We start from the raw sequence: 23,566 nt of genomic DNA, 5'->3' as shown, positions 1-23,566 counted from the left end.
AAAGTAACCGTTAAAGAAAGACATTTATTAAAGATTTGAATATAATTCCCACTCATTTAATGGTTTATGTAATCCATCACAGTTAGTCCCTTTCCGGGATAACCCGCACGTACAATCATTTCTCTCTTTACGTTATATTTCACATAAACTACATTCACTCTTTTTCTATCCGGCCCTTAACATTACATTTTCTGTAGCAAAATGAAAAGAGCACTTAAGATTGTAAATTCCTACAAATCTTAAGTGCTCTTTTGAAAACTTTTCTATAAATTTTTCTTATTGTCCATTATTGGCAGGAACCTCTCCTGCATTTCCACCATTATTTGGTTGTACTGTTGCAGGTGGGGTTGGAGTTCCTTGACCTCCATTATTATTCGCTGGAGGTGTCGTTCCTTGACCTCCTCCGTTATTTGCTGGAGGTGTCGTTCCTTGGCCTCCTCCATTATTCGCTGGAGGTGTCGTTCCTTGTCCTCCTCCGTTATTTGCTGGAGGTGTCGTTCCTTGGCCTCCTCCGTTATTCGCTGGAGGTGTCGTTCCTTGACCATTTCCGTTATTTTGTTCATTTTGTTTCTTTTCTTCTTCTTGTTTCTTTTGCTCTTCTAGTTTCTTTTGTTCTTCTTGCTTCTTAAGTTCCTCTTGTTTCTTTTGCTCTTCTTGTTTTTTCAGTTCTTCTTGTTTCTTTAATTCTTCTTGCTTTTTCTCTTCTTCAGTTTTTTGCTGTTGATCTTGTTTTGGTTGCTCCGTTGTATCCGGTACGCTAGTATTTGGCGATGAATCACGTTTTTCACCTTTTATACGTAGCTCACTACCTTCTTGAATAACGCTACTTGGCATTTTAAAGCGTGATTTATCTGTAGCCATTTCACTCATCATTTCTTTAAAGATCAACTGTGCAATTTTCGTATTTTTACTACTAATATACTCGTCTTTACCATCTTTCATATACCCCGTCCATACTGCCATCGTATATTGCGGTGTATATCCAGCAAACCAACTATCACGAGTTGCACTTTCTGGAATTTTATATTGAGCTAATTGTTTTGATGAGTAGTTTGTCGTACCCGTTTTACCAGCTACATCTAAAGATGCTATATTTGCAGATGTACCAGTACCTGATGTAACTACAGAACGAAGCATATCTGTAATCATATATGCCGTAGAATCTGTCATAACTTGTTTTGGCTTTTGTCCAAAACTTTGTGACTTACCATCTGGATAAACAACTTTCTTAACAAAATGCGGTTTCGTATATTTACCATCATTACCAAATGCCGCATAAGCGCCCGCTATTTCAGTTGGTGATACTTCATTTGTACCAATCGCTGTTGATTCAGTCGGTGCCGCATTAAATGTAATGCCTAATTTCTCAGAGAAGTCTTTTGATTTATTAATTCCAACTTCTTTCGCAGTCTTAATTGCTGGGATATTTCGTGACTTTTCTAATGCTACACGCATTGTAATAGGTCCCATATGACTTCTATCTGAATTTCGTACTTCTTGTCCCGTTGAATACTTAAATGGAGAGTCATCAATTTGATGGTACGTGGCCCATTTTAAATATTCAATTGCAGGAGCGTAGTCGAAAATCGGCTTCATCGTTGAACCAGCTGCACGATCTAATTCAATTGCCATATTATGCCCTTTAAATACAGCTTTATTTTCTCCACGGCCACTACCTATAGCACGAACTTCTCCTGTTTTCGTATCCATAAATGTAAATGCACCTTGGAATTTATCGTTCGGATAATCAATGATATTATTATTTAAAATATTATCAGCGAGTTTCTGTGCTTTCGGATCTAACGTTGTATAAATTTCTAAACCATCAGAACCAATATTAGCATCTGGCAATTCTTTTTCTACTTCTTTCACAACTGCATCCATAAATGCAGGGTATGGCATTGTTTGTAGTTGAGTTGCAGGCTTGAGTCCCTTTTCTACGTCAACTTTTAATGCTTCTTCCATTTCCTGTTTTGTTATATATCCATGTCGATTCATTAAGTTTAGAACAACATTTCTTCTTTCTGTTGCTTTTTGAACATTTTCTTTTTTCGTTGGATCATAGTTATTCGGTGCTTTCGGTAAACCTGCCAACATCGCAACTTCTGGTAATGTTAAGTCCTTCAATTCTTTACCATAGTAGTTTTGTGCTGCTGTTGCGATCCCATATGAACGGTTTCCTAAGTTAATTTTATTTAAGTACATCTCTAATATTTCATGTTTTGAATACTGTTGTTCTAGCTTATAAGCTAAATATATTTCTTGCGCCTTACGCTTTGGTGTTTTGTCCATTGATAAGAAGTAGTTTTTAATAACTTGCTGTGTTATCGTACTTCCACCTTGAGAACCGTAATCTCCTTTAAGACTTACTAGAACAGCACGCGCAGTACCTTTAAAATCTACTCCGCTATGCTCATAAAAACGTGAATCTTCTGTCGCTAAAAATGCATTTTCTACTAATTTAGGTATTTGCTCATACGTAACATTCGTCCTTTTTTCTTTTCCATATTCATATACCAAATCCCCGTTTTTATCATAAATTTTTGAGGATAACGGATTAACAAGTTTTGCTTTCTCAAGTTTTGGTGCATCCTTAATCATTACGAAAAAGGTAGCAACCCCCGCCACTAAACCAACAATACCAAGTAATAAACAAGTAATTAAAAACTTGCGAAAGAATGATGTTTTACCTTTTGGTTTTTGTGTTTTAGAAGCTGGTTGTTTTTTCTTTTTAACTTGTCGTCGTTCCTCTCGAGAACGATAATTTTCTGACATGTTACTTTCTCCTGCCTTTCAATTCTCCCGTTGATTTACTTAAAAATATTGAGGTCACTTTCTAAAATGCATTTGATTAAGAAAGTATATTGACCTGGAGCATTCAATATTTTCCCAATTCACAGATTATAAATTTTAGAATACTTCTTATACAAACTATTTTCACTTCTATTTTTCCTAATAACGCTGCCCCTTTAAGCATAGAATGTAAAAAGTGAATTTTTAATACCTCGTATAAATAATATACCTTTTTTTCAAATGGTCAATATTTTCTTATTTATAAATCAAAGGTGAAATAAAAATAGCACAACGATATGTACTTCGTGTGAACTTCCTTATAATTACGTATAACAAACATTTAATATATTGCATATAAGTATAATACCTCTTAATTTATAAGGATTTCAACTTCACAACCTCAATATCTACAAGAAATTATTAAAAATGAAAAGTGAGGAGTTGCGTAATGATGAAGCTATCTCCCGTGATTTCAAAAAATATAGTTGCTGTTGGCTATAATCCTTTTTCTATGATTTTGCGAATCCAATTAAAGAATGGTATGTACGATTTCTTTAATGTACCAGAAAGTATTTATACTGGCCTATTACATGCACAATCTAAAAGTTATTATCATAAAACTTATATTAAAAATTCTTTCCGCCACACAAAAATTTAAACTTAACACCCACTAAAAAAAGGAGGTTAATCCTCCTTTCTTTTAAAAACATTTCACAGATGAATTATCTTCGATTCCTCTTATTAATTTCATCATATGCTTGAATTTGTTTTTTCAAACGCCGATCAGCTTTTTTATCATGCACTACAAGAATTGCATGTATAACTCCTGGCACCCAAAATATTAATGTTAATATGAAATTTATTATTGCCTGAATTGGTTTTCCACAAAATAGTACAGCAACAGGTGGAAGAAAAATTGCTAATAAATACATCATCCCTTGAAAACTCCTTATTTTGTATTTTATATATCCCTTTTCAAAACATACGTAAAGAAACCTTATGATGTTGTTACATAAATTTTCATTAAGTATATATAACATCTCTTACTTTATATATTCTATCTATAGGCAAAAAAACCTACTACTATTTTAATCTTAACGTACCTATAAAATTCATGTATCTCCTTCTATTTATATAAGTATTTCAACCTTTTCATTGTTTTCTAGCCTATTTTCTTCCTCTATTGCAGTTACTCCAATTGCAGAAATTAACGTTCCTATCGCTTGTATCCAAATACCAATGAGTGCAATTATTCTCTCATCCTTCTTATCAAAAATACTATCTTCATTTTCTCTCTCATCTTTCAATACATTTGAAACACCTTGATACGCTTGTAATCCAGCACCTAAACTTTGCATGGAGTTACCTAATATAATAATTTTCTGTAGTACATTTATATCCATCAAAGCTGCTTCTACTCCTAAAAAAGCACCGATCGATTGTAAACTGTTCCCTGTAATAATAAGATAATCATTTTCTTTCGATTGTTCATTTATATTAAAATATGTTCCTATTACATTTGATATATTCCCTAATGCTAATAGCTCAATTCCTATTTGATCAAGTAATTTACTTTGATTCTCTAAGCCTATATTTTGATTTTCTCTTTTTTCTTCCCCATCATCATAATTGCTCGCAATGATTTGTAATATATACCCGAGGGCTTGTAATGAGCTTCCTACAATAACGAGATCCGATTCAACTTTCTCTTCTCCAATAAATCCTCTTGTCGTTCCAATTGCAGCTGTAAGGTTCCCACCTACTTGAAACCATGCTCCTGTAACTTTTAAACCGCTTGGATTCATTTTTATCACCTATTTAAATATTTTCTAAACCTTTCAAAATAAAGTGAAACTTTAATCAGTGGGGTTTTCTTCATCCCCCTCCTAAATTCTTTGCTTTCGCTGAATTTTGAGGTAGGGGTCTTACTAATCGGCAAATAGCGGAATAAATAAATTCCACCCTTAATCTTTTATTTTATTTTTTAAATGTAATTTTGTGAATGATATAATGTGCTACTAATATAAAAAGCACCTTAAAGGTGCTTTTTATATGCATGCTGGGCATGTCAGTGAATCTCCATTTTTATCTATTGTTATATTCAATATATATTGAGTTGCTTTATGTGACCAAGTTTCAGGTGTAGGTGATTCATTTATATATTGTGGCGCACATGACTTCAGCATTGGAGTACTAATACTCCCTCCAGGATCTAAAGCAACTACAGCCATGCCATGAGGTAATTCCAGTGCCATAGATTTAGTGATACCTTCAATTGCAAATTTTGAGGCACAATATGGCGCAAGCTCAGCTTCACCTTCTCTCCCCCAACTAGAACTCATATTAATGATAATTCCTTCTTTCCTAGCTACCATTGCGGGAACAAACGCTCTTATTACATTTACTACACCATTCACGTTTACATTCATTACATTTTCGAATTCTTGAGCCGTAATTTTCCAAAGTTGTGCATTTTGATTTACAATCGATGCATTATTTATTATCATATCGGGAGCCGTATGTCTATTAAGTATATAATTTGCCCAGTTGTTAACTTGCTGAGAATCTGAAACATCAATTACTTGAAAATCATGTATTTTACTGTACTGTTTTTTTAGTTCTTCAATTTTATCTTTTGAACGTCCACAACCATATATGTTCCACCCTAATTCATCAAATCGGTCAACCATCGCACGTCCTAACCCTTGTGTCACACCTGTAATAATTACAGATTTACCAATTTCTTTTCTCTGCATTTCTCTCATCCTCCTTCCCTATATCTTACTCTCTTCATTTTTATTCAGCCATTTACTATAGTATCAACTCAACTCATACTTTAGTAATGGTTTTGATATTGCATACATAAATAAAAAAAGTAACCATCATGGTTACTTTTTGCTATATATCTAAAAATTCATTGTTTATTTCATTATCGTTTTTACATTTCAACTTCTCTTTTCCACATTTTTCACACTGGTAAATATAAACTACACCTAATGTATCTTTTTTAAAATCCTCATTATCCTGCATCTTAATAAAAATATATTTATGTTTACAATGCGATTCACCCAAATAATTTTCAAACCACTTTTTCAACACAACACATTCCACCTTTATGATAGAACCTTTATTTAGCTGCCTTATTACATACTTTTATTTAAATATTCAATCTCATATTGCAATTTTTTAAATTGCTCAAAATGCATGGTAATAGATTGGCTACTACCATAATCAACATTTTGTTTCACTAATATAACACCCGTATCATGAAAAAGCGCTTCAAGTTCTTTCCTAATAGACACTTTCGCAATATGAGCTGTTTTAATTGCAGATAAAATTGCAATTTCATTAAACTTTAATTTTATTTCATTTGGACAAAATGCGTCTTCAACTAATATAACTTCATTACTATAAATTAGTGCAACAAGATTACTTGATTTGGCATCTGTTAAATCAACTTTTTTCATAATATCTTTCATTACATTTTGCCTCCTTTATTTTCGTATATATCAATTATACAAATTTTTTAAAAAAATTACTCAACTTTATTATATTAATTTTAACACACTTTTATTGAAATCCATGCTCCAAACGTTTTACTATTCCACAATTTTTATTATATGAACCATCTGGACTATAACTCCATATAGTAATGTTAACAACTTATTATAAAGCAGGTGAAAATTATGCCATCAGTTGTAGGGAATTTAGTTGTACAAAATAGTAATGGTTCATTTAACTTAGGTGATTTCTACAACGTTTCTCCAAAAGAAAATACGAAAGCTTATAATGGCTCTGGCGCATCAAACGTTGGTTTTGTTGTTAATACTTTTAGCGGTGTTAGCGCGACCAATACATTTGATTCTGACCTTGCAGATCAAAACCAAGTGGGTACAGCCTAATCTTATGTTCAACTTTTAGTATAGAAAATCTTAATTTGTCTATACTATAATCAGGCTGTTTGACAGCTCTTGTTGATTTTGGAGTACCCTATCTTTTTCTCCCTTTCCCTGGGGCTCAGCAGCTAGCACGAAGCTAGCTGCTTTTTCTTGTATTATTTGTCTCATAAATCAGAAATAAAAGAAGCTGCCATTTAATATTCAGCTTCTTTTACGTTATTTCAATAATATCCATAGCGTTAAATACGTAAGTTTTATAAAAGGCGTCTGTACAAATTACAATTTGTTTTACCGGATTGATATGTACAACAGTCATGTAGTTTGTTAGTATGTAACCATCTTCAAAATATGTTACCAATATTTCTTTCTCAGACAGTAATGACGTTAATAATTTATCAGAAATTCTCTCTTTTGCTTCGTTTGTTAAAAGCGGTTTTTGTACTTTTAATTTCTCTCCAATAATCTTTCTCATATTTAAAAGTTGTTCGGATATTACTGTAAACGGAACCCACTCTCTTTCTTCCTTTTGTATCTTTACATCGTTCATTTTTATCTCCTTGATCATTTATACATTTATTTAGCCATACTATCCCTTAGTTATTTTTAATACGCACTAAACTCGGATTTACTTCTAAACTATAATTAGGTTACCTCTCAAAAGAACATTCGTTCTTATTATACACGAACTTACGTTCTTTTGAGAAGAGCCATACTTATTATTTTTTAACAAAAAACATAATTTTATTTATCTCCATACTTTTTTCCTTTATCAAATAAACTTCTCATTTCTTATGTAAAATGCATATAACAACTAAAAGGCGACTTCACACAAAGTGAAATCGCCTTTTCTTAAAAAATATTTCAATGTTTATTTTTCTATCCTAACTAATGTTCTTTCTGGAATACATAATTCATCTATATTAAAATGATTTATTTTTAATTTCAATTCCCCTACTCGTTCCTTATCTTCATCACCAACCCAACAACTGAATAATTCGAAATAGTCTCCATCTTCCAAATAACCTTCCATAATCTTGCATAAAGTTAAAAGTTTTTCTTTCGCTTCTTTTTTTTCCTTTACGTTTTGCCACTCGACAAGTTCAATTCCCCAACTAGTTGAAACCTCATATATGTAATTTTTTTGGAATTGATACTCTTGTACCATTTCAAGCATACTTTCCTCTGCAAAACATGATCCAAAAACAATTACATCATTAGAATCGGGCTCCGTTAACGGAATTTCTACATTACAGCCTATGTAACTTGCTAAACTCATTTTATACTCCTCCAATATTCGTATAAAAAATACTTCATAGTATATTTATTTACTTAAATATAAAATCCCTGCCTAAACAAAAAAGTTTTAAATTTTTTCGTTTATTAACCATCTATAACTGAACACATATACTATGATGAACGAACTCACAAAGCATAAGAAAAGAGAGCATTTACAACACTCTCTTTTCTTACATACTCTATGAAACTTTACAAAACTGAATCAGTGATTTTTATTATTATATTTCATTACATATACTTAGGTTGTACTATTATATGTAACTCTCTCTCTGTATCCGCTTTTTTCGGATGACGAAAATAATTAAGTTCGTACTTTAACACTTTATACTCAACAATCCCGATTTTAATCCCTTTCGTTTCTTTTAATATAGCTAATAAATCACTTACATTTTCATCATATGACTCAAAAATTTTCGCGCCGCCCTCTCCTTGAAAGATTACTTTCATATATTCTCCCCACCTTAATTTATTGATGTGGTAAATGACGCGTTTAATACGATTCATTATTTATCCTAAAATTTTCACACCAAAAAGAACATCCTTTCCATTCGAATGCTCAGCTTTTTACTAATTATCCATATTAAATATTTATTCAAAAACATTATATGTATTATTTTTTAAATTATGTTCGATATCCATTATTTCCCATTGTAATTCTTAATATTTAAATGTAATATTGTATTGTCTTACTATCTATTTATAACTCACACACTAATTAGAAAAGGGAACTCTATATGAGTTCCCTTTTCTAATTATGATTACAATCATTATTTCTTTTCTAGAAATTTAAATGTATCTTTAAATTCTTTATTATTCACTTTAATATCAGCATCTTTCAATAAATCATTGACTACTTGTTGTTTCCATTTACCTGTCGTATCTTGTAGTCTTTGTTGTTCTAAATCTTTACGAATTTTTTCCTTTACTTCATCAAATGGCTTCAATTCTTTTTTATCCGTCACTTTAATAATATGGTAACCGTAAGTTGTTTTAACTGGATCACTTACTTGGCCTGCATCTAATTTATACGCAGCTTCCTCAAATTCTTTCACAGTTTGTCCAGGAGCAAAACCAGATATTTCCCCGCCCTGTTCCTTTGAACCAGTATCTTCTGAATACTGTTTTGCTAAGGCAGCAAAATCTTCACCATTATTTACTTTCTCCTTTACTTCTTTAGCTGTCTTTTCATCTTTCACTAAAATGTGACTTACTTTCATTTCTGGTTTATAGTTATTTTTCACATCTTTTTCTGTGACTGTTGCTTTAATCGCTTTCTCAAATGCAATTTCTGGCTTCATTTTTTCTTTTAATTCATCTTCATTTTTCAATCCAAGTTGTTCTAAAGTTGATTTAAAGTTCTCACCCATTTTATCTTTTGCTTCTTCTACTTTCTTTTTTGCTTCCTCATCCGAAACTTTATATTTATCTAACAATGCCTTACTTAACATCATTTGATATAAAGTACTTTCTCCATATTGTTGTCTTAATTCTTTACTTAATTCTTTCTCTGTAACATTTCCTACTTTTGATGTTACTACGTTGTCTGAAGAACCACATGCAGATAATGCTAGCATCACGCATGAAATAATTGTTCCAATAAATATTTTTTTCTTTTTCAATTCAAATACCTCACTTTTATCATTATGCAAATTAACTATACACAGGCATTGTGAAAACAGTGTGTTTTCTGCATGTAATTCATTTCATATGAGTTGACTATGTATCATGCATTTCCATTTTTAAACATAAAGAGTCTTCTTACTATTATGTATAGTAAGAAGACTCTTTACATACACCTCAAAAACAATACGGCTGCTATAGTTACTTAATACTTACATGTTCTTCAGGTATCCAACTATTCTGCCCGATATCTACCGCATTTCCCACTCTACCCCACACTCGAAAAGATGTCGATCCATCTATATTTCCTTTATAATTCATACATTCAGGCTCTTCATAATAATTTACTCTGTAGCCGACAGGATATTTCGAAGTTGCATAAAACCATTTCACCTTAAAATGTTTTAAATATGCCCACTGCTTATCGTTCCCTAAACAAATCATATCTTGCTCACCGCCTCCCCAATAACCTGTTAAGATTAAATATGGAATTTTCTGAGTGAGTGCACCTGTAAATTGAGGATTCATGGGGTTCTCATATAAATTTATTCCGTATCCATCAGGATATTTCGAAACTGCAATACCAATGCCATTCGGTTGCTGTTTATACACTATGTTAGATTGATTTGCTTTGTTCGAATCTATAAACCAAGAAAGTGACTTATTTCCTACTAATCGATTCAGATCACATTTCCCAATCCCAGGAACATTCCCTGAATCCGTATATTGCCAAATATCACATGGATATGCTGGCTTATTCCCTCCATAACGAGGGATCCATACGAAATCAGCTTCAATATTACGTGCTCCAAATGATAAATACATGTGATGCCCTACATATAATCCTACTTTTTCCGCACCTAAACGGCGTAATTCATCAATAAATGCCTGTGTCCCGCCTTGCATATCTGCCATCGTTTGAACTTCTACGTCCGCCACCCAAAACTTAGCTGATTGATCACCACGATTCCAAAAATCTTGTGCCTCTTTCTTTGCATCAGCAATAGATATAAAACGGCAAAAAGCATAATTACCGAATGGGATACTATACTTTTTCATTTCACTAACATAATTTTGATACATAAAATCCACCTTATTAGAGCCATCTTGAACTCTAGCAATCACTAAATCTAGCTGAGATGCTGCAATATCCCAATTGATAGTTCCATTCCATTTTGAAATATCTACAATATAACCCATACATTCCAGCTCCTTTTTAATGTCTTATTCATAGCTTGTTTTATTGTAAGCCTTATCTCTCTAAAACTAGCTATCTATAATATAAATAAAAAGAATCGTTACTGTTTTAAAAAATATATTCTCTTTCAGAAATATTTCTATTAACTTTAACATATATACCATATAAAACATTCTCATATTTGAAATATACCCTACTATTCATTTGTTATGTAATCTCGTCCTATCAATCCAGGTATCAATCATTTTTACGGATATTAGAAAACATCCCCCTACATTATTAAATTAAAACTTCCAAACTTAACGCATGCACTAAAATAATATAATTACCACCAACAGGAATAAGCGGCCCAACTGTAACAGTTGGATCAGCACCTATTGAATTTTTTAATTCATTAAAATATGTGATCCACGGTGGCGAAAGCTGAGCTTGTACATTTTCTTCCACTATTTTATACTACCTCCTTATACAATTCTTACTAACATAATATGTAGAAAATAAAAAAATGCATTAGTTATATTAACCATTTGCGTATTTATTGATTATATTAATTAAACGTTTTATTTCGCATTCTCAATTTCCCCTTTACATCTTTAAGCAATTTTACTACTATGAAATTCTTTATTATAAGCAAATCCACTGAAGTTTCATATTATACTAATACGACTCTACATCCTTTAACTTATAATACTCAATATTAGGAGCTGATTTCATGGAAAAAAAACCTATCGTGTTCAAAATCCCACCAAATTCAAAACTAAAAGTTACATTTTTCGGTCCTTGTAACGAAGTAATTACAAATGTGTCTATAATTAATCAACTATGCACCCCTAAATGTCAAACTATCACGCAATATCCAGACTTTAAGAAATATGTGACTGAAGTACGATCGCTATCCCGTTGTTAGTCCGCATAATGTACGATTTTCACAAATTTGTTACCTAAAATAACTGAGAAAGAAAATAAATGCATTCCTAAACTAAAATTACACATTTTATGATATTCCATTGATAATTCATTGATTTTTTACACGTTTTTATTAAAAGAACATATATTATCGTATGGAGATTATCCACTCATAAAACCTATCTTTCTTTAGAGCGTACTTATTATGTATGCTCTTTTTTTATGCAACCGTCCCCCTTCTAAATTGACCAATAATATATTAAAATTCTTTATATACTCAAGGAGGTCAAATATGTTCAAGCTGCATCCAATACTACTCATCTTAGGATTGATTTTGTTTTTATATAGTGTAATCGCCTTTATGTTATTCTTTTCAGTGTATTAGTATTACCTTCACAAATCTATGTTCAATATATAATTTCTATATAGTAAAGAAAAAACGTAACGATACGATCTTTTATGTATTCCTTCTTTCTTGTTCTATAAGAAAACTAGTAAACTTACTAACAATGAGTTTGTACAAGCATGTTACTTATTATTCTGTTTATTATCTGAAGAAGATTGAAACCCTTACAAATTAAACTATACTTAACCTGTTTCCTTATATATTTTAGAAAAACAATAATAATCCCCCACCATTTGGTAAGGGGATTAACTAAACCTACTAAAAAACATTTAATGATCTGTTTTATTTAATTGGAGAAGGAAATCTTGCCACTTCAAAGTGAACCGTATTTACACCATTAACATTTTGTACAATTACGCCAGCAATACTACTTTCTGCAAAAATTTCAACTACATCTCCTGCTTCTAATTGAAGAATAGTAGTTACGGAAACATCATTATTAAAAAATACTCCTGTTCCAAAGAAATCATTATCTATCGCTATTGCTGGATTTCCATTCACACGAATTTCTACTCTAGCTCTGTAATTCACATTAAAATCATTTGGAGAAAATGTTATATTTCCTAATACACTATATACCCCTCTAGTTTTCGGAGTGAAAATGGATGTTACTGGATTATATTCATTCGCTAGATCAAATTGTTCATTTTGAAATAATACTTTAACAGGAGTATTTGCTAGAACAGGTTGATTAACTGTATTCACAGCTCTAAATGCCGATGCCCTTACAAGCTCCTCTTTCTTATCATCACAACACTTCACCTTTACATACTTCCTATCACATTTACTACTTTTCCTATAACAATCATGACTTTCCTTTTTGTAATCTTTACAATACTTACAGTAATAATAAGACATAGTTAGTCCCCCTTTACACTTATTTTTACATAGTATGCTATATAGATTAGAATAGCTTGGACGACCTGTTACTATTTTTAATAGAGTAAAAAACCCTCACCATTTCGGTGAGGGTTTACCTTTAAGCTTCTGTAAACTCATTGTTTAATGACTTTATTTAATTGGAGAAGGAAATCTAGCTGCTTCAAAATGTGCACCATCTTCTAAAGGACTTAAAACTCCATCTATACTACTTTGTGCATAAATCTCAACTTCATCCCCTGCATTCAATTGAACAATCGTCGAAACACTTACTACATTTCCAAAACTTATTGGACCAAAAAAGTCATTATCTATAGCTATCGCTGCGTTTCCATTCACACGAATTTCTACACGCGCTCTATAATTTAAAGTTGGATCGTTTGGAAAGAAACCAATCGTTCCAATAATAGAATATACTCCTTTAGTCTTCGGCATAAAAATAGATGTTGCTGGATTATACTCATTCGCTAAATCAAATTGTTCATTTTGAAATAACACTTTCACAAAAGTATTAGCAGGAACATTTTGATTTACTGTATTTCTAGCTCTAAATGCGGATGCTCTAACAAGATTGTCCTTGTTATCATGGCACTTACTAGTGTTCTTACAACAATCATGATGCTTCTTTTTATACTCCTTACAATACTTACAGTAGTAATAACAAGACATACTAATTCCCCTTTCAAACTTATTACTACATATTATGTAAGATTGATTTATAAGGTTTGGACTAGCTATTTTTATTATTCATAAGGGCGCTATTAACCTGCACCCTTATTTATATACACCACTTCATTCCTTACTAGTTATAAGTTGTATACAGTTCCATATGGAATAGTCAGAAAAGAACTTCCGTACGGTGTAACATGATGTACTGGGTAAAAATACTCTACGGATGAATAATACGGTTGTACACCTTGCTGCTGCATTTGCAATTGTTGTTGCATTTGCAATGCTTGTTGAATAGCTTGGACTGTACTTTGTGCTCCACTATACGTTATAGATGTACCATACGCTGGTCGCATACCAGTTTCAGAATTAAAATATGAATAAAACATGATTTTCAGCTCCCTTCCCGTATAAGTTATTACAAATTATATTATGATTCTTTATTTCAGTGGGTACTATAAAGCTAGTCCACTCGCTTATATTCAAATAACAAAATAAAAAAGTAGCTGCTAGACTACTTTGACTCCTTCTTATTACCAAATGAAATGATATACATATTCTCCTGTTACACGCTCATTAATTCCCGCAACCCTGACGAACCTAAGTAAATCCGCCCCTTGCAGAAAATATATCGACATCGTAACCGGTACTTGTGACCACATGAATTGAAAAAGCTCATTCACCCTCTGATTCGTCGTAATGATTAAATCATTTACAGGTCCATGATTCCATGCAGAGGTTTGAACTGAAGTGAAAGAAAGGTCTTTTCCATTAACCACTATTCTTGATACGCTTTGAGTTATGTCCACAATAATCCCCTCCAACATTACAAAAATCGGACCTTTTTTAGTTCATATTATTATAAATATTCTTAACTGCAATAAATGTTTAAGGCAAATCCCTAATAAAGTGAAACTTTAATCAGCCCTCACCAATCGGGCTTTTACGGGCATCCCGACTCCACCTAACTTCTTTGCTTCCGCTGAATTTTGAGGGGAGGATCTTACTGCCCGTTAATGCGAGATAAATTTTTTTATTCATATCCCTTAATTCCCGTTACAACCATATAATTTCTAACCTTATTCAATTTTTGTAATTAAAATAAAAAATAGCTAATTCACTACTTAAAAAGTAAAAAAAGCATCAGATTGACTAGTATGTAGATGGTTAAATGAATGTAAAATGTTTTTAAATTATCTACTCTTTTTTTAGTTTGGAAGTAACTCTCATCTCGTCCCATCTTTATACACCACTTTCTTAATCACACTGAACGCAATATTCAATTGATGAGTTTGTCATTTCGTTACCTCCAATTAACGCCTTTGTTCAATGTAGTAATTTTCTTGTATAATAAAAGTTAATTAATCTAGAAGGGACTGAATTATGCGCAGATATCAATATTTTTAATCTACCTATCATTACAACATAACGGAGGTAAAAGTATTGATTACAGAACTACACTCACAGAGATTATATTTAAGGAAAATGAAAGCATCTGATTCACTAAGTATGTTTAAAATATGGTCTGATCCTGATGTTACTAAATTCATGAATATAAGTAATTTCACTGATGAGAACCAGGCAAAAGATATGATTCAATTCCTTAACGAACTCGCTAAAAATAATAAAGCTATACGTTTTACTATTATTGAAAAAGAATCTAATCACATTATCGGTTCATGTGGCTATAATTCCTTAGATTTTGAAAACTCAAAGACTGAGATTGGCTATGATATTTCAAAAACATTTTGGGGTAAAGGATATGCACCTGAAGCAATATCCTCTTTATTAGATTATGCTTTTACACATCTAAAACTAAATCGTGTTGAAGCAAAAGTTGAACCTGCAAATGTAAATTCCATAAAAGTATTAGAAAAATTAAACTTTACTTTTGAAGGTACTCTGAGAAAGAGCGAAAAATCAGCTGGAAAGCTTATCGATTTAAATATCTATTCGAAATTAATAAGCGATTAATTTTAGTCCCTCTGCCCATACTCAATCAAAGTGTGGGCTTCTTTAATTTTTGTATAAAATTCAAAAGTTTGACACAATCCTGGAAAAAGCTTATAAAGAAAAGTGAGGTTTCGTTATTTTCACACTTAGTAGCGCAGTCATGTTACATACAATTTTATAAGTGTGAACGAACTACAAAACTAAAAAACAAATAATAAGTTTGCAACATGTTTGCAAATACGAATTTTGCATATAAATTCGTGTGATATTGAAAGGAGTTTTACTTATGAAAGAAATTAAAACAGAACAAGAATTCAAAGACATCATCGCAAGCGAGGAGCCTGTAGTTGTTAAGTTCTTTACTACATGGTGCCCAGATTGCGTACGTATGGACAACTTTATCGGAGATGTAATGGAAGAGTTCAATAAATTTGAATGGTATTCTATTAATAAAGATGAGTTTCCAAGTATCGCTGAAGAGTATCAAGTAATGGGTATTCCAAGTTTACTTGTATACCAAAATGGTGAGAAGTTAGGCCACTTACATAGTGCTAACGCAAAAACTGAAGAGCAAGTTACTGAGTTTTTAGAAGCATACTAAAATAAAAGCCCTCTGGAAAATATTTTTCAGAGGGCTTTCATCTATTTTCACACTTATCTTTTGACGTTTTTCATCGTTTAATGAATTACACCTTGTCATTATAAGAATAATACATAGTAAGAAAAGTATTCGTTTCTTCATCCATCTCCCCTCCTATCTCTTTAGTAAATAAACTCCAATTCGGTTTACACCCTGACTTTGTACTTTTCAACATATTTTTCCTTCACGAAACTTTGTTATCCCCTTCTTAAAAAGCTATAAAACGTCAACAATGTTTGTATAGACCCACACGACTTTCGTTTGATACTCTATTTATAGAAAGAATTCCTTTAAAGAAAGGTGAGTGATTAAAATGGATACTCTTTCTCATAAAGAAGCTGATAAAGGTGCTATTGTCAGCATTATGGCCTACATATTTTTATCCTCTATGAAAATCATCATCAGTTATATTACCCTCTCTAGTGCATTACGTGCTGACGGTTTAAATAACTTAACGGATATCGGTGCTTCTTTAGCGATATTAATTGGTCTAAAAATATCTCGTAAACCTCGTGACCCAGATCATCCGTATGGGCATTCGCGGGCCGAACAAATCGCATCACTTGTTGCGTCCTTCATTATGGCAACAGTCGGATTAGAAGTTGTTATTAGTGCCATTCAATCTTTCTTAAATCCGAAACAAGCAGCACCTAATGTACTCGCTGCATGGGTTGCTTTATTTTCTGCTGTCGTTATGTACTGCGTGTATTTGTATACGAAAAAAATTGCAGCACGAACAAAAAGTAAATCATTAGAAGCCGCTGCAAAGGATAATTTATCAGATGCACTCGTAAGTATTGGTACTGTAGTAGGTATTGTCGGTTCTCAGTTCCAAATGCCTATTTTAGACCCTATTGCCGCTTTAATTGTAGGTCTTATTATTTGTAAAACTGCATGGGAGATTTTCGTAGAATCTTCTCATATGCTAACAGATGGAATTGATCCTGATAAAATGGAGGAATACGCTGATGCTATTGAGCATATTGGCGGTGTGGAAAACATTGTAGATATTCGAGCTCGTATGTACGGGAATCAAACGTACGTTGATATTACAATTGAAGTAGATGCTCGTATGGATGTTGGAGAAAGTCACTGTATTACTGACAATATCGAGGCTATGCTTCGCAAAAAGTTTGGAATTTACCATGCACACATTCATGTTGAGCCAATGAAAAAAGAACCTATTATGACATAGGTTCTTTTTTTATGAACGTTTTATGAAATATAACACATAAAACGAGCCAGCTACCGCCAGCTGCCCATCCTGCTAATACGTCAGATGGAAAGTGCACGCCAAGATATATTCGGCTAACTGAAATAGATAATACAACAAAGCTTGCTATAAGAATAATTAATAATTTTTTATGCAATGAAATACGATCTTCAGTAATTGTGACGTATGCAATAAATCCTAAAAAAGCAGTAGCATTCATCGTATGACCGCTCGGAAAACTATATCCAGTTGCAGTAACAAGCTGCGTGACATCAGGTCTTGCTCGTTCGTACCATAGTTTAAGCATACTGTTTAAATAACGAGATCCGTAGTAATTAATTGTTAGAAGTAACGCACTAAGCAACTTTTTTCTAACGAGAAAATACATTACAAGAATAATGAGTAATGGAAAATATATTCTTTTGGAACCGATAAAAGACACCCAAGTAAAATAGGTCGTCAAATAATCGTTTCGAAAGCTTTGAATAAAATGTGCGACTATATTGTCGAAATTCTCAATACAAGCGGTATGATACGAAAGTGATAATACGACAAAACAAATGAGTAACGTAAAACTTAGCAAGTATAAATGTCGATATCGTTTCACATACATAACCTCACTATGCAAAAAAATGGAGCGGTTGTTTTAGTTTTCCTCTCCATTTCTTTTTTATGCATAGTTTATTAAAAAATATAATTATTAATTTTTTGCTTCATCTCAGGGATATCTTCTCTTGTTACGGTAAAACGAATCACCTTCTCATCAAGATCAAGCGCCTCAGCGAATAATCCAGCTAAACCACGGGATTTTCTATCTACTTCCATAATAATTTCTAGTCGGTCGTATGCACGTGGCAAGATTAATAATTCTAATTCATCTAATTTCCCATAATGCTCTCCAGAAACCGGAATAAACTCAAATTCTTGTGCGAATGGAACTTGCTTACGTAATCGATGCGGTAATTCTTCACATTCTATATGACGTGCTTTAAACCCTAATTCATTTACACTATCTAAAACACTACTTAATAATGCATTGGGTAACACTTGAACGTAGTCGCGGTCACTTGGGTCTATACTACGTTTAATATCAAGACCTGTATGAATCCAAACCGTTTTCATACCAAGTGTAAGTGGTGCTTCAATTGGCATTGGAAAAGAAAATGGAATTTCAACTTTTTCATTCGGTTCTACAGAAAAAGGTTCTGTTAAGCGTACTCGCTCTAAATCATATGTTGCTGTTACTTTTTTATCATCCACTTCTCGTACATACGACGTCGATAATGTTAAGTAAATGCTTTCAATTTGTTGGCTAACTGAACCTCCAGTTATATGAACCTTTCCAACTATTTCTTCCCCAACAATATACTCATCTTTTTCAAGAACAGTATCTACCTTTGCACTTCCAATACCAACGCTTGCTAAAAACTTTTGAAACATGGAGTCTCCATCCTCTCTAAAGCAGAAGCTACATCTTTTTTTAAATCTTGTACATTCTCATAGTACGGCGTTTTTATTTGTAACATTCGCATAAGCATTTCGCGATTATAATTTTCCAAAGTTAATTCTTCGTACCATGGTTTTTCCTTTTTTTCATTAGATTCATATCCTGCATATAATAAAAATAATGAGAAATGACCGAGCGCATAAAAGTCACTACGAAAGTGAACTTCTCGCATCAAAGCTTGTTCACCTTCGTAAGTTGTAGCTCGCTCATCATCCTCACCTTTCCATTTAGCCAATCCAAAATCAATAATACTAATTTGATTTTCTTTCATTAGTATGTTTGGAATGCGTAAATCTCGATGAATAATGCCTTCACTATGAAACACCGATACAATTTCTAATATTTCATATAAAATCTCAAAAACTTCACGTTCTGTATATACATACCCATCTATGAAAATATAATCTTCAAAATTTTTACCAGGCATGTACTCCATTACAAAGAAGCTCTTTTTCTCCCATATGAAATGATCATATAGACTAGGAATTGCATGATGATTTAATGTTTGTAAAATCATTTTCTCTTGTTCAAATGATTTTCTACCAGACTCATATCTTTGTTTACTTTGTCTTAATTGTTTTAAGACTTTATATCTATTTATTTGTAAATCATTAACGACATATGTAACCCCATAACTGCCCATTCCAATTACTGATTCAATTTTATAACGTTCTGCAACAATTGTATTTTTTCGTATTGTTCTATCAAATAAAGCTAGTACACGACGCCATTTCATCAGCTACTTGAAAAGAAGCTACGGCTTTTACGTTTTCTTTTATAATGTTGATGTCCATAACCAGATGAACGTCGTTTATAATCGCTACTTGAATAAGAGCGCCCTCTACGACGATAATCACTACTTGAATACGAACGATATTTTTTCTTTCCTAATAAAGAATCAATAATTTTTTTGAACATTCCTTCACCTCTTGAGTAAAATTTCCTTTTCATTATACCAATAATTATTGACTATATTTGTGACAGGTTTGTAAAGAGTAAAAAACGACGAGTTATGCCCGTCGTTACTTTCATTCATCCTCTTCATCAAAAACTTCATCAATCATACATTTCTCTAATAAATACTCAAATGTAATATCTGCGAGATCTTCAATTTCTTCTCGTTTTGGGACGTACCCTCTTTCAATTAGTTGCTCATAAAAAAACTCCGCAATCTCTTCCGTATCAATCACGACTTCAATTTCCTTCATGAGCATCACTCCTTTATTTCTGTTTTATGAAAAAATCTCAAAATTATGTATATGAGATTAGAAAAATAGATTTTATTTTTTTATAGGTCATAAGCTTTGGACGAGATGCATACGATTGTAGTACAAGCTATTCAAAGGGGGAAATAATAATGGAAAATCAATATGAAGTAGGACAAACAAAAGAAGAGTTCATGCATGAAGATCAATGGGCAGACTCTCTTATAAAGTGGCTTTTTATTTTTTTAATAGTTGTAGGCATACCTTATACTGCATATGTTGTTGTTCAATTTATTCTCTCTTTCTAGTTAACTATTTTTTCTCTGTCAATTTAACTAAATAATTATGAACAACATCCATTACAATTTTATATTCTTCATCTTTAAATGTATCGAACAATAATTGATAATCGTTATAAATATCAAGTAACCCATCAATGATTTCTTGACGATTCGTCTTAACACTCACTTTTTTCGAGTTGTTAATTGACTTTAACTTACCTAAATCTAATTTATTCATACCTGCTTTATCTTGTTTCAGTTTCTTCAAAATTGCATTTGCCGTTTGAGCATTCGCAAGTAACGTTAAATCTGACTCATCCGCTTCTAACCATTCACCATCCGTAATCCGTGACAATTCATAAATTGTATCTTCCCATGCGTCATTCTTATATCTCCATACTTCTGTACGAAAACCAACAATACGGAAAACATCTTTATCATATCCAGTTACTTGCACAAGATCACCAAACGTGAAATTATAATTTAATTCAATCCACTCCGTATCGCCCTTTTTCATATCTTGCTCTGTAACGTGCTGCAATGTTTGCTCTACGTAAAATCCATCGTGATTATTGACTTCGTATACATAAACTCCATCTAAAACCTTCATATTTGTAATTTTCCCAACGGTTCCATATAGCGTAATCACGACTATGTCCCCTACGTTGTATTTAGGTTGTTTTTTTCTTGCCATCTCTATCTCTCCTTTTTTTGACGTCGTGATTTTGATATCAGTATATGCAACCTACATAAAAACGCTTATCACAGAAGCTTATATTCATAAATTTTTTCAATAAAAATTATAATCTTATAAAATTTACGTTACACTCAAAAAAAAGCTAGTAACTAGACTAGCTTCAAATCAACAAATTTCGTATAAAAAAACATACAGAATACTTCACTTTAAACAAAGTAATGTATTCTGTATGTTTTCAAATAGTTTTTATCTATCTTGTATGTATAAATCCCAGGCTTCATCAAATATAGACATACTTTCTAGCATTCCGCTCAACTCTAAGTATGAACTAATTTCATCATAGTCTTCAGATTGCTTCGGAAAACTTAAATCATCATACATCGCCTCTGCTAAATCTGAAATTTCATTTCTAAATAAAGCTGCACGATGCTTCATCATATAATGGTAAAATGTTTTTTTCAAAAATATTCCCTACCTTTCTAACTTGGGTACATTATACAAGGCGAAAAAGAAAAAAACCAGCATAAAAGCTGGTTAAAAGTCGAAATAATTTCTTTTTAATAGACGCGGTCTTCCCATTAATTCTTCATACGTTAGTTGTTTTGGTAAATCTTTCGTGTAAATTAAAAATAATTGATCTTCAATTTCTTTTACTGTATGGTCTGATTGATAGTCCATCCCGCACGAGGAACAAGAAATACATGGTGTCTTTTGGATTTCAATGGCTTTCGTACCATCTGGTAATTCCCAATATACAGTATTCAAGCTTTCTTTCGCTTCTGTACTGTCACACCACATACAATTCATACTGCATCACCCTCAGTTTTTTTGTCGTTTTCTTCTAATTTAGCCATTTGTGCTTGATATTTTTTATCTTTTAATTGATCACGCTTATCACGTTTATCTTTTAAAGATGCATGCGTATCATTATCTTCATAGTCTTTACGACGGTTCATACGCTGTAAGTCGTCTGGAACGAGGTTAAATTTCTTATCGCTCATAAGACCTGCGATACCAACATCTGAACGTTTTTCTTCGTAGTTCGGATAAATCTCTTTAAAGTATCCTTCCGCTCTTCCTGGAATATAGCTCTCTGGCTCTGGATACGTCGTAATAACACCTTCAAAGTTACGAAGTACAACTTTATCTGCACTTTGTGAGATTAAATAGTTTGGTTGAAGTGCAATTTTACCGCCTCCACCTGGCGCATCAACAACGAATGTCGGAACAGCATAACCAGATGTGTGTCCACGTAAACCTTCAATAATTTCAAGACCTTTAGATACTGGTGCACGGAAGTGACCGATACCTTCAGATAAATCACATTGATAAATGTAATATGGACGTACACGGATTTTTACTAAGTCATGCATAAGTTTTTTCATAATTGGAACGCTGTCGTTAATACCAGCTAAAATTACTGCTTGGTTTCCGACTGGAACACCAGCATTCGCTAACATTTCACATGCCTTTTTCGATTCTTCAGTAATTTCAATAGATGTATTGAAATGTGTATTTAACCATACTGGATGGTATTTTTTAATAATGTTACATAAATTTTCTGTAATACGTTGTGGGAATACTACTGGTGCTCTCGTTCCGATACGAATAATCTCAACATGCGGAATCTCACGTAAATTTTTTAATACATATTCTAAAATTTTATCGTTAATTAGAAGTCCATCACCACCGGAGATTAATACATCTCGTACTTGTGGTGTTTCACTAATATAAGCAATCGCATCATCTAATTGTTTCTTCGGTACACCCATTCCAATTTGTCCACTAAAACGACGGCGTGTACAGTAACGACAATACATAGAACATTGATTTGTTACTAAGAATAGTACACGGTCCGGATAACGATGTGTTAGCCCTGGAACTGGTGAATCTTCATCTTCGTGAAGCGGATCTTCTAAATCATATTTTGTTTTATATAACTCTTCCGAAATCGGTACTGATTGCATCCGAATCGGACAGCGTGGATCATCAGGATTCATTAGCCAAGCATAGTACGGTGTAATGTTTAACGGGATCGTTTTCGTTGAAATTTTAACGCCCTCTTCTTCTTCAGGTGTTAAGTTAATTACTTTTCTTAAGTCATCTAACGTTTTGATCGTATTCGTTAATTGCCAAACCCAATCATTCCATTGCTCTTCAGTAACATCTTTCCATAATTCGATATCCTTCCAGTGACGATTTGGTTTGTATACATCATGTAACATTGCTATTCCCCCTTTTTATACGCTCATCCTTTATATAAGCAATAGTTATGCCAACTTTACATTGTTGATAAGTAAATGTGCGGAGAACCCTATTACATAAGCGAAAAAATATTTTTAAGCGTTGTATGAAATCAATACTTAACATCATATTCATTACTTTTTATATATGTAAACGCTCT

General features: G+C 32.5%; 32 protein-coding genes and 1 pseudogene. 7 read left to right on the top strand and 26 right to left on the bottom strand.

All coding sequences use genetic code 11. The annotated features are described in order from the left end of the window. Positions 1 to 276 precede the first annotated feature (276 nt). Complete coding sequence (locus BM089_RS07455; RefSeq protein ID WP_025118549.1) at positions 277 to 2,775, bottom strand: transglycosylase domain-containing protein; 2,499 nt, start codon at positions 2,773 to 2,775, stop codon at positions 277 to 279. Positions 2,776 to 3,241: 466 nt separating this feature from the next. Here BM089_RS07455 and BM089_RS07450 point away from each other — a divergent pair, with 466 nt between their 5' ends. After that, on the top strand, positions 3,242 to 3,451 hold the full coding sequence (locus BM089_RS07450) for a KTSC domain-containing protein (protein WP_000977080.1): 210 nt from the start codon (positions 3,242 to 3,244) through the stop codon (positions 3,449 to 3,451). A gap of 64 nt (positions 3,452 to 3,515) precedes the next feature. Here the strand turns inward: BM089_RS07450 and BM089_RS07445 are convergent, their stop codons facing one another. The 5 genes from BM089_RS07445 to BM089_RS07425 all read right to left on the bottom strand — a co-directional run bounded on the left by BM089_RS07445 (position 3,516) and on the right by BM089_RS07425 (position 6,272). Next, positions 3,516 to 3,728, bottom strand: coding sequence for a YqaE/Pmp3 family membrane protein (locus BM089_RS07445; RefSeq protein ID WP_000990219.1), 213 nt, complete (start codon positions 3,726 to 3,728; stop codon positions 3,516 to 3,518). A gap of 195 nt (positions 3,729 to 3,923) precedes the next feature. After that, positions 3,924 to 4,598 (bottom strand): DUF6944 family repetitive protein, encoded by a 675-nt coding sequence (locus BM089_RS07440; protein WP_001069869.1) that lies wholly within the window; start codon positions 4,596 to 4,598, stop codon positions 3,924 to 3,926. 243 nt (positions 4,599 to 4,841) lie between these two features. Beyond that, positions 4,842 to 5,549 (bottom strand): SDR family oxidoreductase, encoded by a 708-nt coding sequence (locus BM089_RS07435; RefSeq protein WP_001189038.1) that lies wholly within the window; start codon positions 5,547 to 5,549, stop codon positions 4,842 to 4,844. Between the two features lie 142 nt (positions 5,550 to 5,691). Beyond that, positions 5,692 to 5,892 (bottom strand): hypothetical protein, encoded by a 201-nt coding sequence (locus tag BM089_RS07430; RefSeq protein WP_000915134.1) that lies wholly within the window; start codon positions 5,890 to 5,892, stop codon positions 5,692 to 5,694. A 44-nt stretch (positions 5,893 to 5,936) separates the two neighbouring features. Next, positions 5,937 to 6,272 (bottom strand): hypothetical protein, encoded by a 336-nt coding sequence (locus BM089_RS07425; RefSeq protein ID WP_000651909.1) that lies wholly within the window; start codon positions 6,270 to 6,272, stop codon positions 5,937 to 5,939. Between the two features lie 207 nt (positions 6,273 to 6,479). On the opposite strand from BM089_RS07425, the gene gerPF reads away from it, so the two are divergent. Then, positions 6,480 to 6,695, top strand: a complete 216-nt coding sequence (gene gerPF, locus BM089_RS07420; RefSeq protein WP_001141569.1) for a spore germination protein GerPF — start codon at positions 6,480 to 6,482, stop codon at positions 6,693 to 6,695. 208 nt (positions 6,696 to 6,903) lie between these two features. Here gerPF and BM089_RS07415 read toward each other — a convergent pair whose 3' ends face one another. The 6 genes from BM089_RS07415 to BM089_RS30995 form a co-directional block, all read right to left on the bottom strand. After that, positions 6,904 to 7,239 (bottom strand): YolD-like family protein, encoded by a 336-nt coding sequence (locus BM089_RS07415; protein ID WP_002093988.1) that lies wholly within the window; start codon positions 7,237 to 7,239, stop codon positions 6,904 to 6,906. A gap of 321 nt (positions 7,240 to 7,560) precedes the next feature. Then, positions 7,561 to 7,968, bottom strand: a complete 408-nt coding sequence (locus tag BM089_RS07410) for a hypothetical protein (RefSeq protein ID WP_061660149.1) — start codon at positions 7,966 to 7,968, stop codon at positions 7,561 to 7,563. Between the two features lie 248 nt (positions 7,969 to 8,216). Then, positions 8,217 to 8,435, bottom strand: a complete 219-nt coding sequence (locus BM089_RS07405) for a hypothetical protein (protein ID WP_000864277.1) — start codon at positions 8,433 to 8,435, stop codon at positions 8,217 to 8,219. A gap of 320 nt (positions 8,436 to 8,755) precedes the next feature. Continuing rightward, positions 8,756 to 9,607, bottom strand: a complete 852-nt coding sequence (locus tag BM089_RS07400; protein WP_000727353.1) for a peptidylprolyl isomerase PrsA — start codon at positions 9,605 to 9,607, stop codon at positions 8,756 to 8,758. 202 nt (positions 9,608 to 9,809) lie between these two features. Next, positions 9,810 to 10,808 (bottom strand): glycoside hydrolase family 25 protein, encoded by a 999-nt coding sequence (locus BM089_RS07395; RefSeq protein ID WP_090976481.1) that lies wholly within the window; start codon positions 10,806 to 10,808, stop codon positions 9,810 to 9,812. Positions 10,809 to 11,085: 277 nt separating this feature from the next. Next, a complete protein-coding gene (locus tag BM089_RS30995; RefSeq protein WP_000392277.1) occupies positions 11,086 to 11,253 on the bottom strand; it encodes a hypothetical protein in 168 nt (55 codons plus the stop codon). Positions 11,254 to 11,518: 265 nt separating this feature from the next. On the opposite strand from BM089_RS30995, the gene BM089_RS07385 reads away from it, so the two are divergent. Next, positions 11,519 to 11,713 (top strand): hypothetical protein, encoded by a 195-nt coding sequence (locus tag BM089_RS07385; protein ID WP_000412557.1) that lies wholly within the window; start codon positions 11,519 to 11,521, stop codon positions 11,711 to 11,713. A 687-nt stretch (positions 11,714 to 12,400) separates the two neighbouring features. On the opposite strand, the gene BM089_RS07380 is transcribed toward BM089_RS07385, so the two are convergent. From BM089_RS07380 to BM089_RS07360, 5 genes and pseudogenes are all read right to left on the bottom strand, one after another. Further along, positions 12,401 to 12,976, bottom strand: coding sequence for a complement C1q domain-containing protein (locus BM089_RS07380; protein WP_000122945.1), 576 nt, complete (start codon positions 12,974 to 12,976; stop codon positions 12,401 to 12,403). A gap of 153 nt (positions 12,977 to 13,129) precedes the next feature. Beyond that, positions 13,130 to 13,666, bottom strand: a complete 537-nt coding sequence (locus tag BM089_RS07375) for a C1q-like domain-containing protein (protein WP_001278088.1) — start codon at positions 13,664 to 13,666, stop codon at positions 13,130 to 13,132. A 137-nt stretch (positions 13,667 to 13,803) separates the two neighbouring features. Next, positions 13,804 to 14,055, bottom strand: a complete 252-nt coding sequence (locus BM089_RS07370) for a DUF3947 family protein (protein WP_000500095.1) — start codon at positions 14,053 to 14,055, stop codon at positions 13,804 to 13,806. Positions 14,056 to 14,199: 144 nt separating this feature from the next. Further along, positions 14,200 to 14,475 carry a hypothetical protein gene (locus tag BM089_RS07365; protein ID WP_130813707.1) on the bottom strand — a complete coding sequence of 92 codons (276 nt, stop codon included), beginning with the start codon at positions 14,473 to 14,475 and terminating at the stop codon, positions 14,200 to 14,202. Positions 14,476 to 14,795: 320 nt separating this feature from the next. Continuing rightward, a pseudogene (locus tag BM089_RS07360) lies at positions 14,796 to 14,906 on the bottom strand (2TM domain-containing protein); the annotation flags it as partial. A 203-nt stretch (positions 14,907 to 15,109) separates the two neighbouring features. Between BM089_RS07360 and BM089_RS07355 the strand changes: the two are divergent. From BM089_RS07355 to BM089_RS07345, 3 genes are all read left to right on the top strand, one after another. Continuing rightward, on the top strand, positions 15,110 to 15,640 hold the full coding sequence (locus BM089_RS07355; RefSeq protein WP_046392668.1) for a GNAT family N-acetyltransferase: 531 nt from the start codon (positions 15,110 to 15,112) through the stop codon (positions 15,638 to 15,640). Positions 15,641 to 15,905: 265 nt separating this feature from the next. Then, positions 15,906 to 16,220: a thioredoxin family protein gene (locus BM089_RS07350; RefSeq protein WP_000658787.1), complete on the top strand. Its 315-nt coding sequence runs from the start codon at positions 15,906 to 15,908 to the stop codon at positions 16,218 to 16,220. A gap of 352 nt (positions 16,221 to 16,572) precedes the next feature. Next, on the top strand, positions 16,573 to 17,454 hold the full coding sequence (locus BM089_RS07345) for a cation diffusion facilitator family transporter (RefSeq protein WP_000380385.1): 882 nt from the start codon (positions 16,573 to 16,575) through the stop codon (positions 17,452 to 17,454). Here BM089_RS07345 and BM089_RS07340 read toward each other — a convergent pair. The 5 genes from BM089_RS07340 to BM089_RS07320 all read right to left on the bottom strand — a co-directional run bounded on the left by BM089_RS07340 (position 17,444) and on the right by BM089_RS07320 (position 20,187). Next, entirely contained in the window at positions 17,444 to 18,079 is a 636-nt protein-coding gene (locus BM089_RS07340) for a phosphatase PAP2 family protein (RefSeq protein ID WP_139213226.1), read from the bottom strand. The two genes, BM089_RS07345 and BM089_RS07340, sit on opposite strands and share 11 nt — an antisense overlap. Positions 18,080 to 18,156: 77 nt before the next feature. Then, positions 18,157 to 18,912, bottom strand: a complete 756-nt coding sequence (locus BM089_RS07335; RefSeq protein WP_000486625.1) for a sporulation protein — start codon at positions 18,910 to 18,912, stop codon at positions 18,157 to 18,159. Continuing rightward, positions 18,894 to 19,715, bottom strand: a complete 822-nt coding sequence (locus BM089_RS07330; protein ID WP_090976479.1) for a serine/threonine protein kinase — start codon at positions 19,713 to 19,715, stop codon at positions 18,894 to 18,896. The genes BM089_RS07335 and BM089_RS07330 overlap by 19 nt, the downstream gene beginning before the upstream one ends. After that, on the bottom strand, positions 19,715 to 19,897 hold the full coding sequence (locus BM089_RS07325) for a hypothetical protein (protein WP_000473371.1): 183 nt from the start codon (positions 19,895 to 19,897) through the stop codon (positions 19,715 to 19,717). The genes BM089_RS07330 and BM089_RS07325 overlap by 1 nt, the downstream gene beginning before the upstream one ends. A gap of 110 nt (positions 19,898 to 20,007) precedes the next feature. After that, positions 20,008 to 20,187 (bottom strand): YozD family protein, encoded by a 180-nt coding sequence (locus tag BM089_RS07320; RefSeq protein WP_000658451.1) that lies wholly within the window; start codon positions 20,185 to 20,187, stop codon positions 20,008 to 20,010. 149 nt (positions 20,188 to 20,336) lie between these two features. On the opposite strand from BM089_RS07320, the gene BM089_RS07315 reads away from it, so the two are divergent. Continuing rightward, positions 20,337 to 20,492, top strand: coding sequence for a DUF3930 family protein (locus BM089_RS07315; protein ID WP_000431486.1), 156 nt, complete (start codon positions 20,337 to 20,339; stop codon positions 20,490 to 20,492). A 4-nt stretch (positions 20,493 to 20,496) separates the two neighbouring features. On the opposite strand, the gene BM089_RS07310 is transcribed toward BM089_RS07315, so the two are convergent. The 4 genes from BM089_RS07310 to ablA all read right to left on the bottom strand — a co-directional run bounded on the left by BM089_RS07310 (position 20,497) and on the right by ablA (position 23,387). Next, positions 20,497 to 21,159, bottom strand: coding sequence for a hypothetical protein (locus BM089_RS07310; RefSeq protein WP_000101498.1), 663 nt, complete (start codon positions 21,157 to 21,159; stop codon positions 20,497 to 20,499). A 249-nt stretch (positions 21,160 to 21,408) separates the two neighbouring features. Next, positions 21,409 to 21,624 carry a YozE family protein gene (locus BM089_RS07305; protein WP_000750717.1) on the bottom strand — a complete coding sequence of 72 codons (216 nt, stop codon included), beginning with the start codon at positions 21,622 to 21,624 and terminating at the stop codon, positions 21,409 to 21,411. Positions 21,625 to 21,696: 72 nt separating this feature from the next. Next, positions 21,697 to 21,969: a YokU family protein gene (locus BM089_RS07300; RefSeq protein ID WP_000995766.1), complete on the bottom strand. Its 273-nt coding sequence runs from the start codon at positions 21,967 to 21,969 to the stop codon at positions 21,697 to 21,699. Then, the gene (gene ablA, locus BM089_RS07295) at positions 21,966 to 23,387 is read right to left on the bottom strand and encodes a lysine 2,3-aminomutase (protein ID WP_000902145.1); all 1,422 of its coding nucleotides are present in this window, start codon (positions 23,385 to 23,387) and stop codon (positions 21,966 to 21,968) included. The genes BM089_RS07300 and ablA overlap by 4 nt, the downstream gene beginning before the upstream one ends. Between the last annotated feature and the right edge of the window lie 179 nt (positions 23,388 to 23,566).

Source organism: Bacillus sp. 5mfcol3.1 (assembly GCF_900114335.1).
In the GTDB taxonomy this organism is placed as follows: Bacteria; Bacillota; Bacilli; order Bacillales; family Bacillaceae_G; genus Bacillus_A; species Bacillus_A thuringiensis_S.
The sequence above is the reverse complement of the archived record's forward strand: the minus strand, read 5'-3'. Positions and strand labels throughout refer to the sequence as shown.

Coding starts and splice junctions, on each gene's coding strand:
- BM089_RS07455 (WP_025118549.1), bottom strand. CDS start 2,775: ATGTCAGAAAATTATCGTTCTCGAGAGGAACGACGACAAGTTAAAAAG.
- BM089_RS07450 (WP_000977080.1), top strand. CDS start 3,242: ATGATGAAGCTATCTCCCGTGATTTCAAAAAATATAGTTGCTGTTGGC.
- BM089_RS07445 (WP_000990219.1), bottom strand. CDS start 3,728: ATGATGTATTTATTAGCAATTTTTCTTCCACCTGTTGCTGTACTATTT.
- BM089_RS07440 (WP_001069869.1), bottom strand. CDS start 4,598: ATGAATCCAAGCGGTTTAAAAGTTACAGGAGCATGGTTTCAAGTAGGT.
- BM089_RS07435 (WP_001189038.1), bottom strand. CDS start 5,549: ATGCAGAGAAAAGAAATTGGTAAATCTGTAATTATTACAGGTGTGACA.
- BM089_RS07425 (WP_000651909.1), bottom strand. CDS start 6,272: ATGAAAGATATTATGAAAAAAGTTGATTTAACAGATGCCAAATCAAGT.
- gerPF (WP_001141569.1), top strand. CDS start 6,480: ATGCCATCAGTTGTAGGGAATTTAGTTGTACAAAATAGTAATGGTTCA.
- BM089_RS07415 (WP_002093988.1), bottom strand. CDS start 7,239: ATGAACGATGTAAAGATACAAAAGGAAGAAAGAGAGTGGGTTCCGTTT.
- BM089_RS07410 (WP_061660149.1), bottom strand. CDS start 7,968: ATGAGTTTAGCAAGTTACATAGGCTGTAATGTAGAAATTCCGTTAACG.
- BM089_RS07405 (WP_000864277.1), bottom strand. CDS start 8,435: ATGAAAGTAATCTTTCAAGGAGAGGGCGGCGCGAAAATTTTTGAGTCA.
- BM089_RS07395 (WP_090976481.1), bottom strand. CDS start 10,808: ATGGGTTATATTGTAGATATTTCAAAATGGAATGGAACTATCAATTGG.
- BM089_RS07385 (WP_000412557.1), top strand. CDS start 11,519: ATGGAAAAAAAACCTATCGTGTTCAAAATCCCACCAAATTCAAAACTA.
- BM089_RS07380 (WP_000122945.1), bottom strand. CDS start 12,976: ATGTCTTATTATTACTGTAAGTATTGTAAAGATTACAAAAAGGAAAGT.
- BM089_RS07375 (WP_001278088.1), bottom strand. CDS start 13,666: ATGTCTTGTTATTACTACTGTAAGTATTGTAAGGAGTATAAAAAGAAG.
- BM089_RS07370 (WP_000500095.1), bottom strand. CDS start 14,055: ATGTTTTATTCATATTTTAATTCTGAAACTGGTATGCGACCAGCGTAT.
- BM089_RS07350 (WP_000658787.1), top strand. CDS start 15,906: ATGAAAGAAATTAAAACAGAACAAGAATTCAAAGACATCATCGCAAGC.
- BM089_RS07345 (WP_000380385.1), top strand. CDS start 16,573: ATGGATACTCTTTCTCATAAAGAAGCTGATAAAGGTGCTATTGTCAGC.
- BM089_RS07335 (WP_000486625.1), bottom strand. CDS start 18,912: ATGTTTCAAAAGTTTTTAGCAAGCGTTGGTATTGGAAGTGCAAAGGTA.
- BM089_RS07330 (WP_090976479.1), bottom strand. CDS start 19,715: ATGAAATGGCGTCGTGTACTAGCTTTATTTGATAGAACAATACGAAAA.
- BM089_RS07325 (WP_000473371.1), bottom strand. CDS start 19,897: ATGTTCAAAAAAATTATTGATTCTTTATTAGGAAAGAAAAAATATCGT.
- BM089_RS07320 (WP_000658451.1), bottom strand. CDS start 20,187: ATGAAGGAAATTGAAGTCGTGATTGATACGGAAGAGATTGCGGAGTTT.
- BM089_RS07315 (WP_000431486.1), top strand. CDS start 20,337: ATGGAAAATCAATATGAAGTAGGACAAACAAAAGAAGAGTTCATGCAT.
- BM089_RS07310 (WP_000101498.1), bottom strand. CDS start 21,159: ATGGCAAGAAAAAAACAACCTAAATACAACGTAGGGGACATAGTCGTG.
- BM089_RS07300 (WP_000995766.1), bottom strand. CDS start 21,969: ATGAATTGTATGTGGTGTGACAGTACAGAAGCGAAAGAAAGCTTGAAT.
- ablA (WP_000902145.1), bottom strand. CDS start 23,387: ATGTTACATGATGTATACAAACCAAATCGTCACTGGAAGGATATCGAA.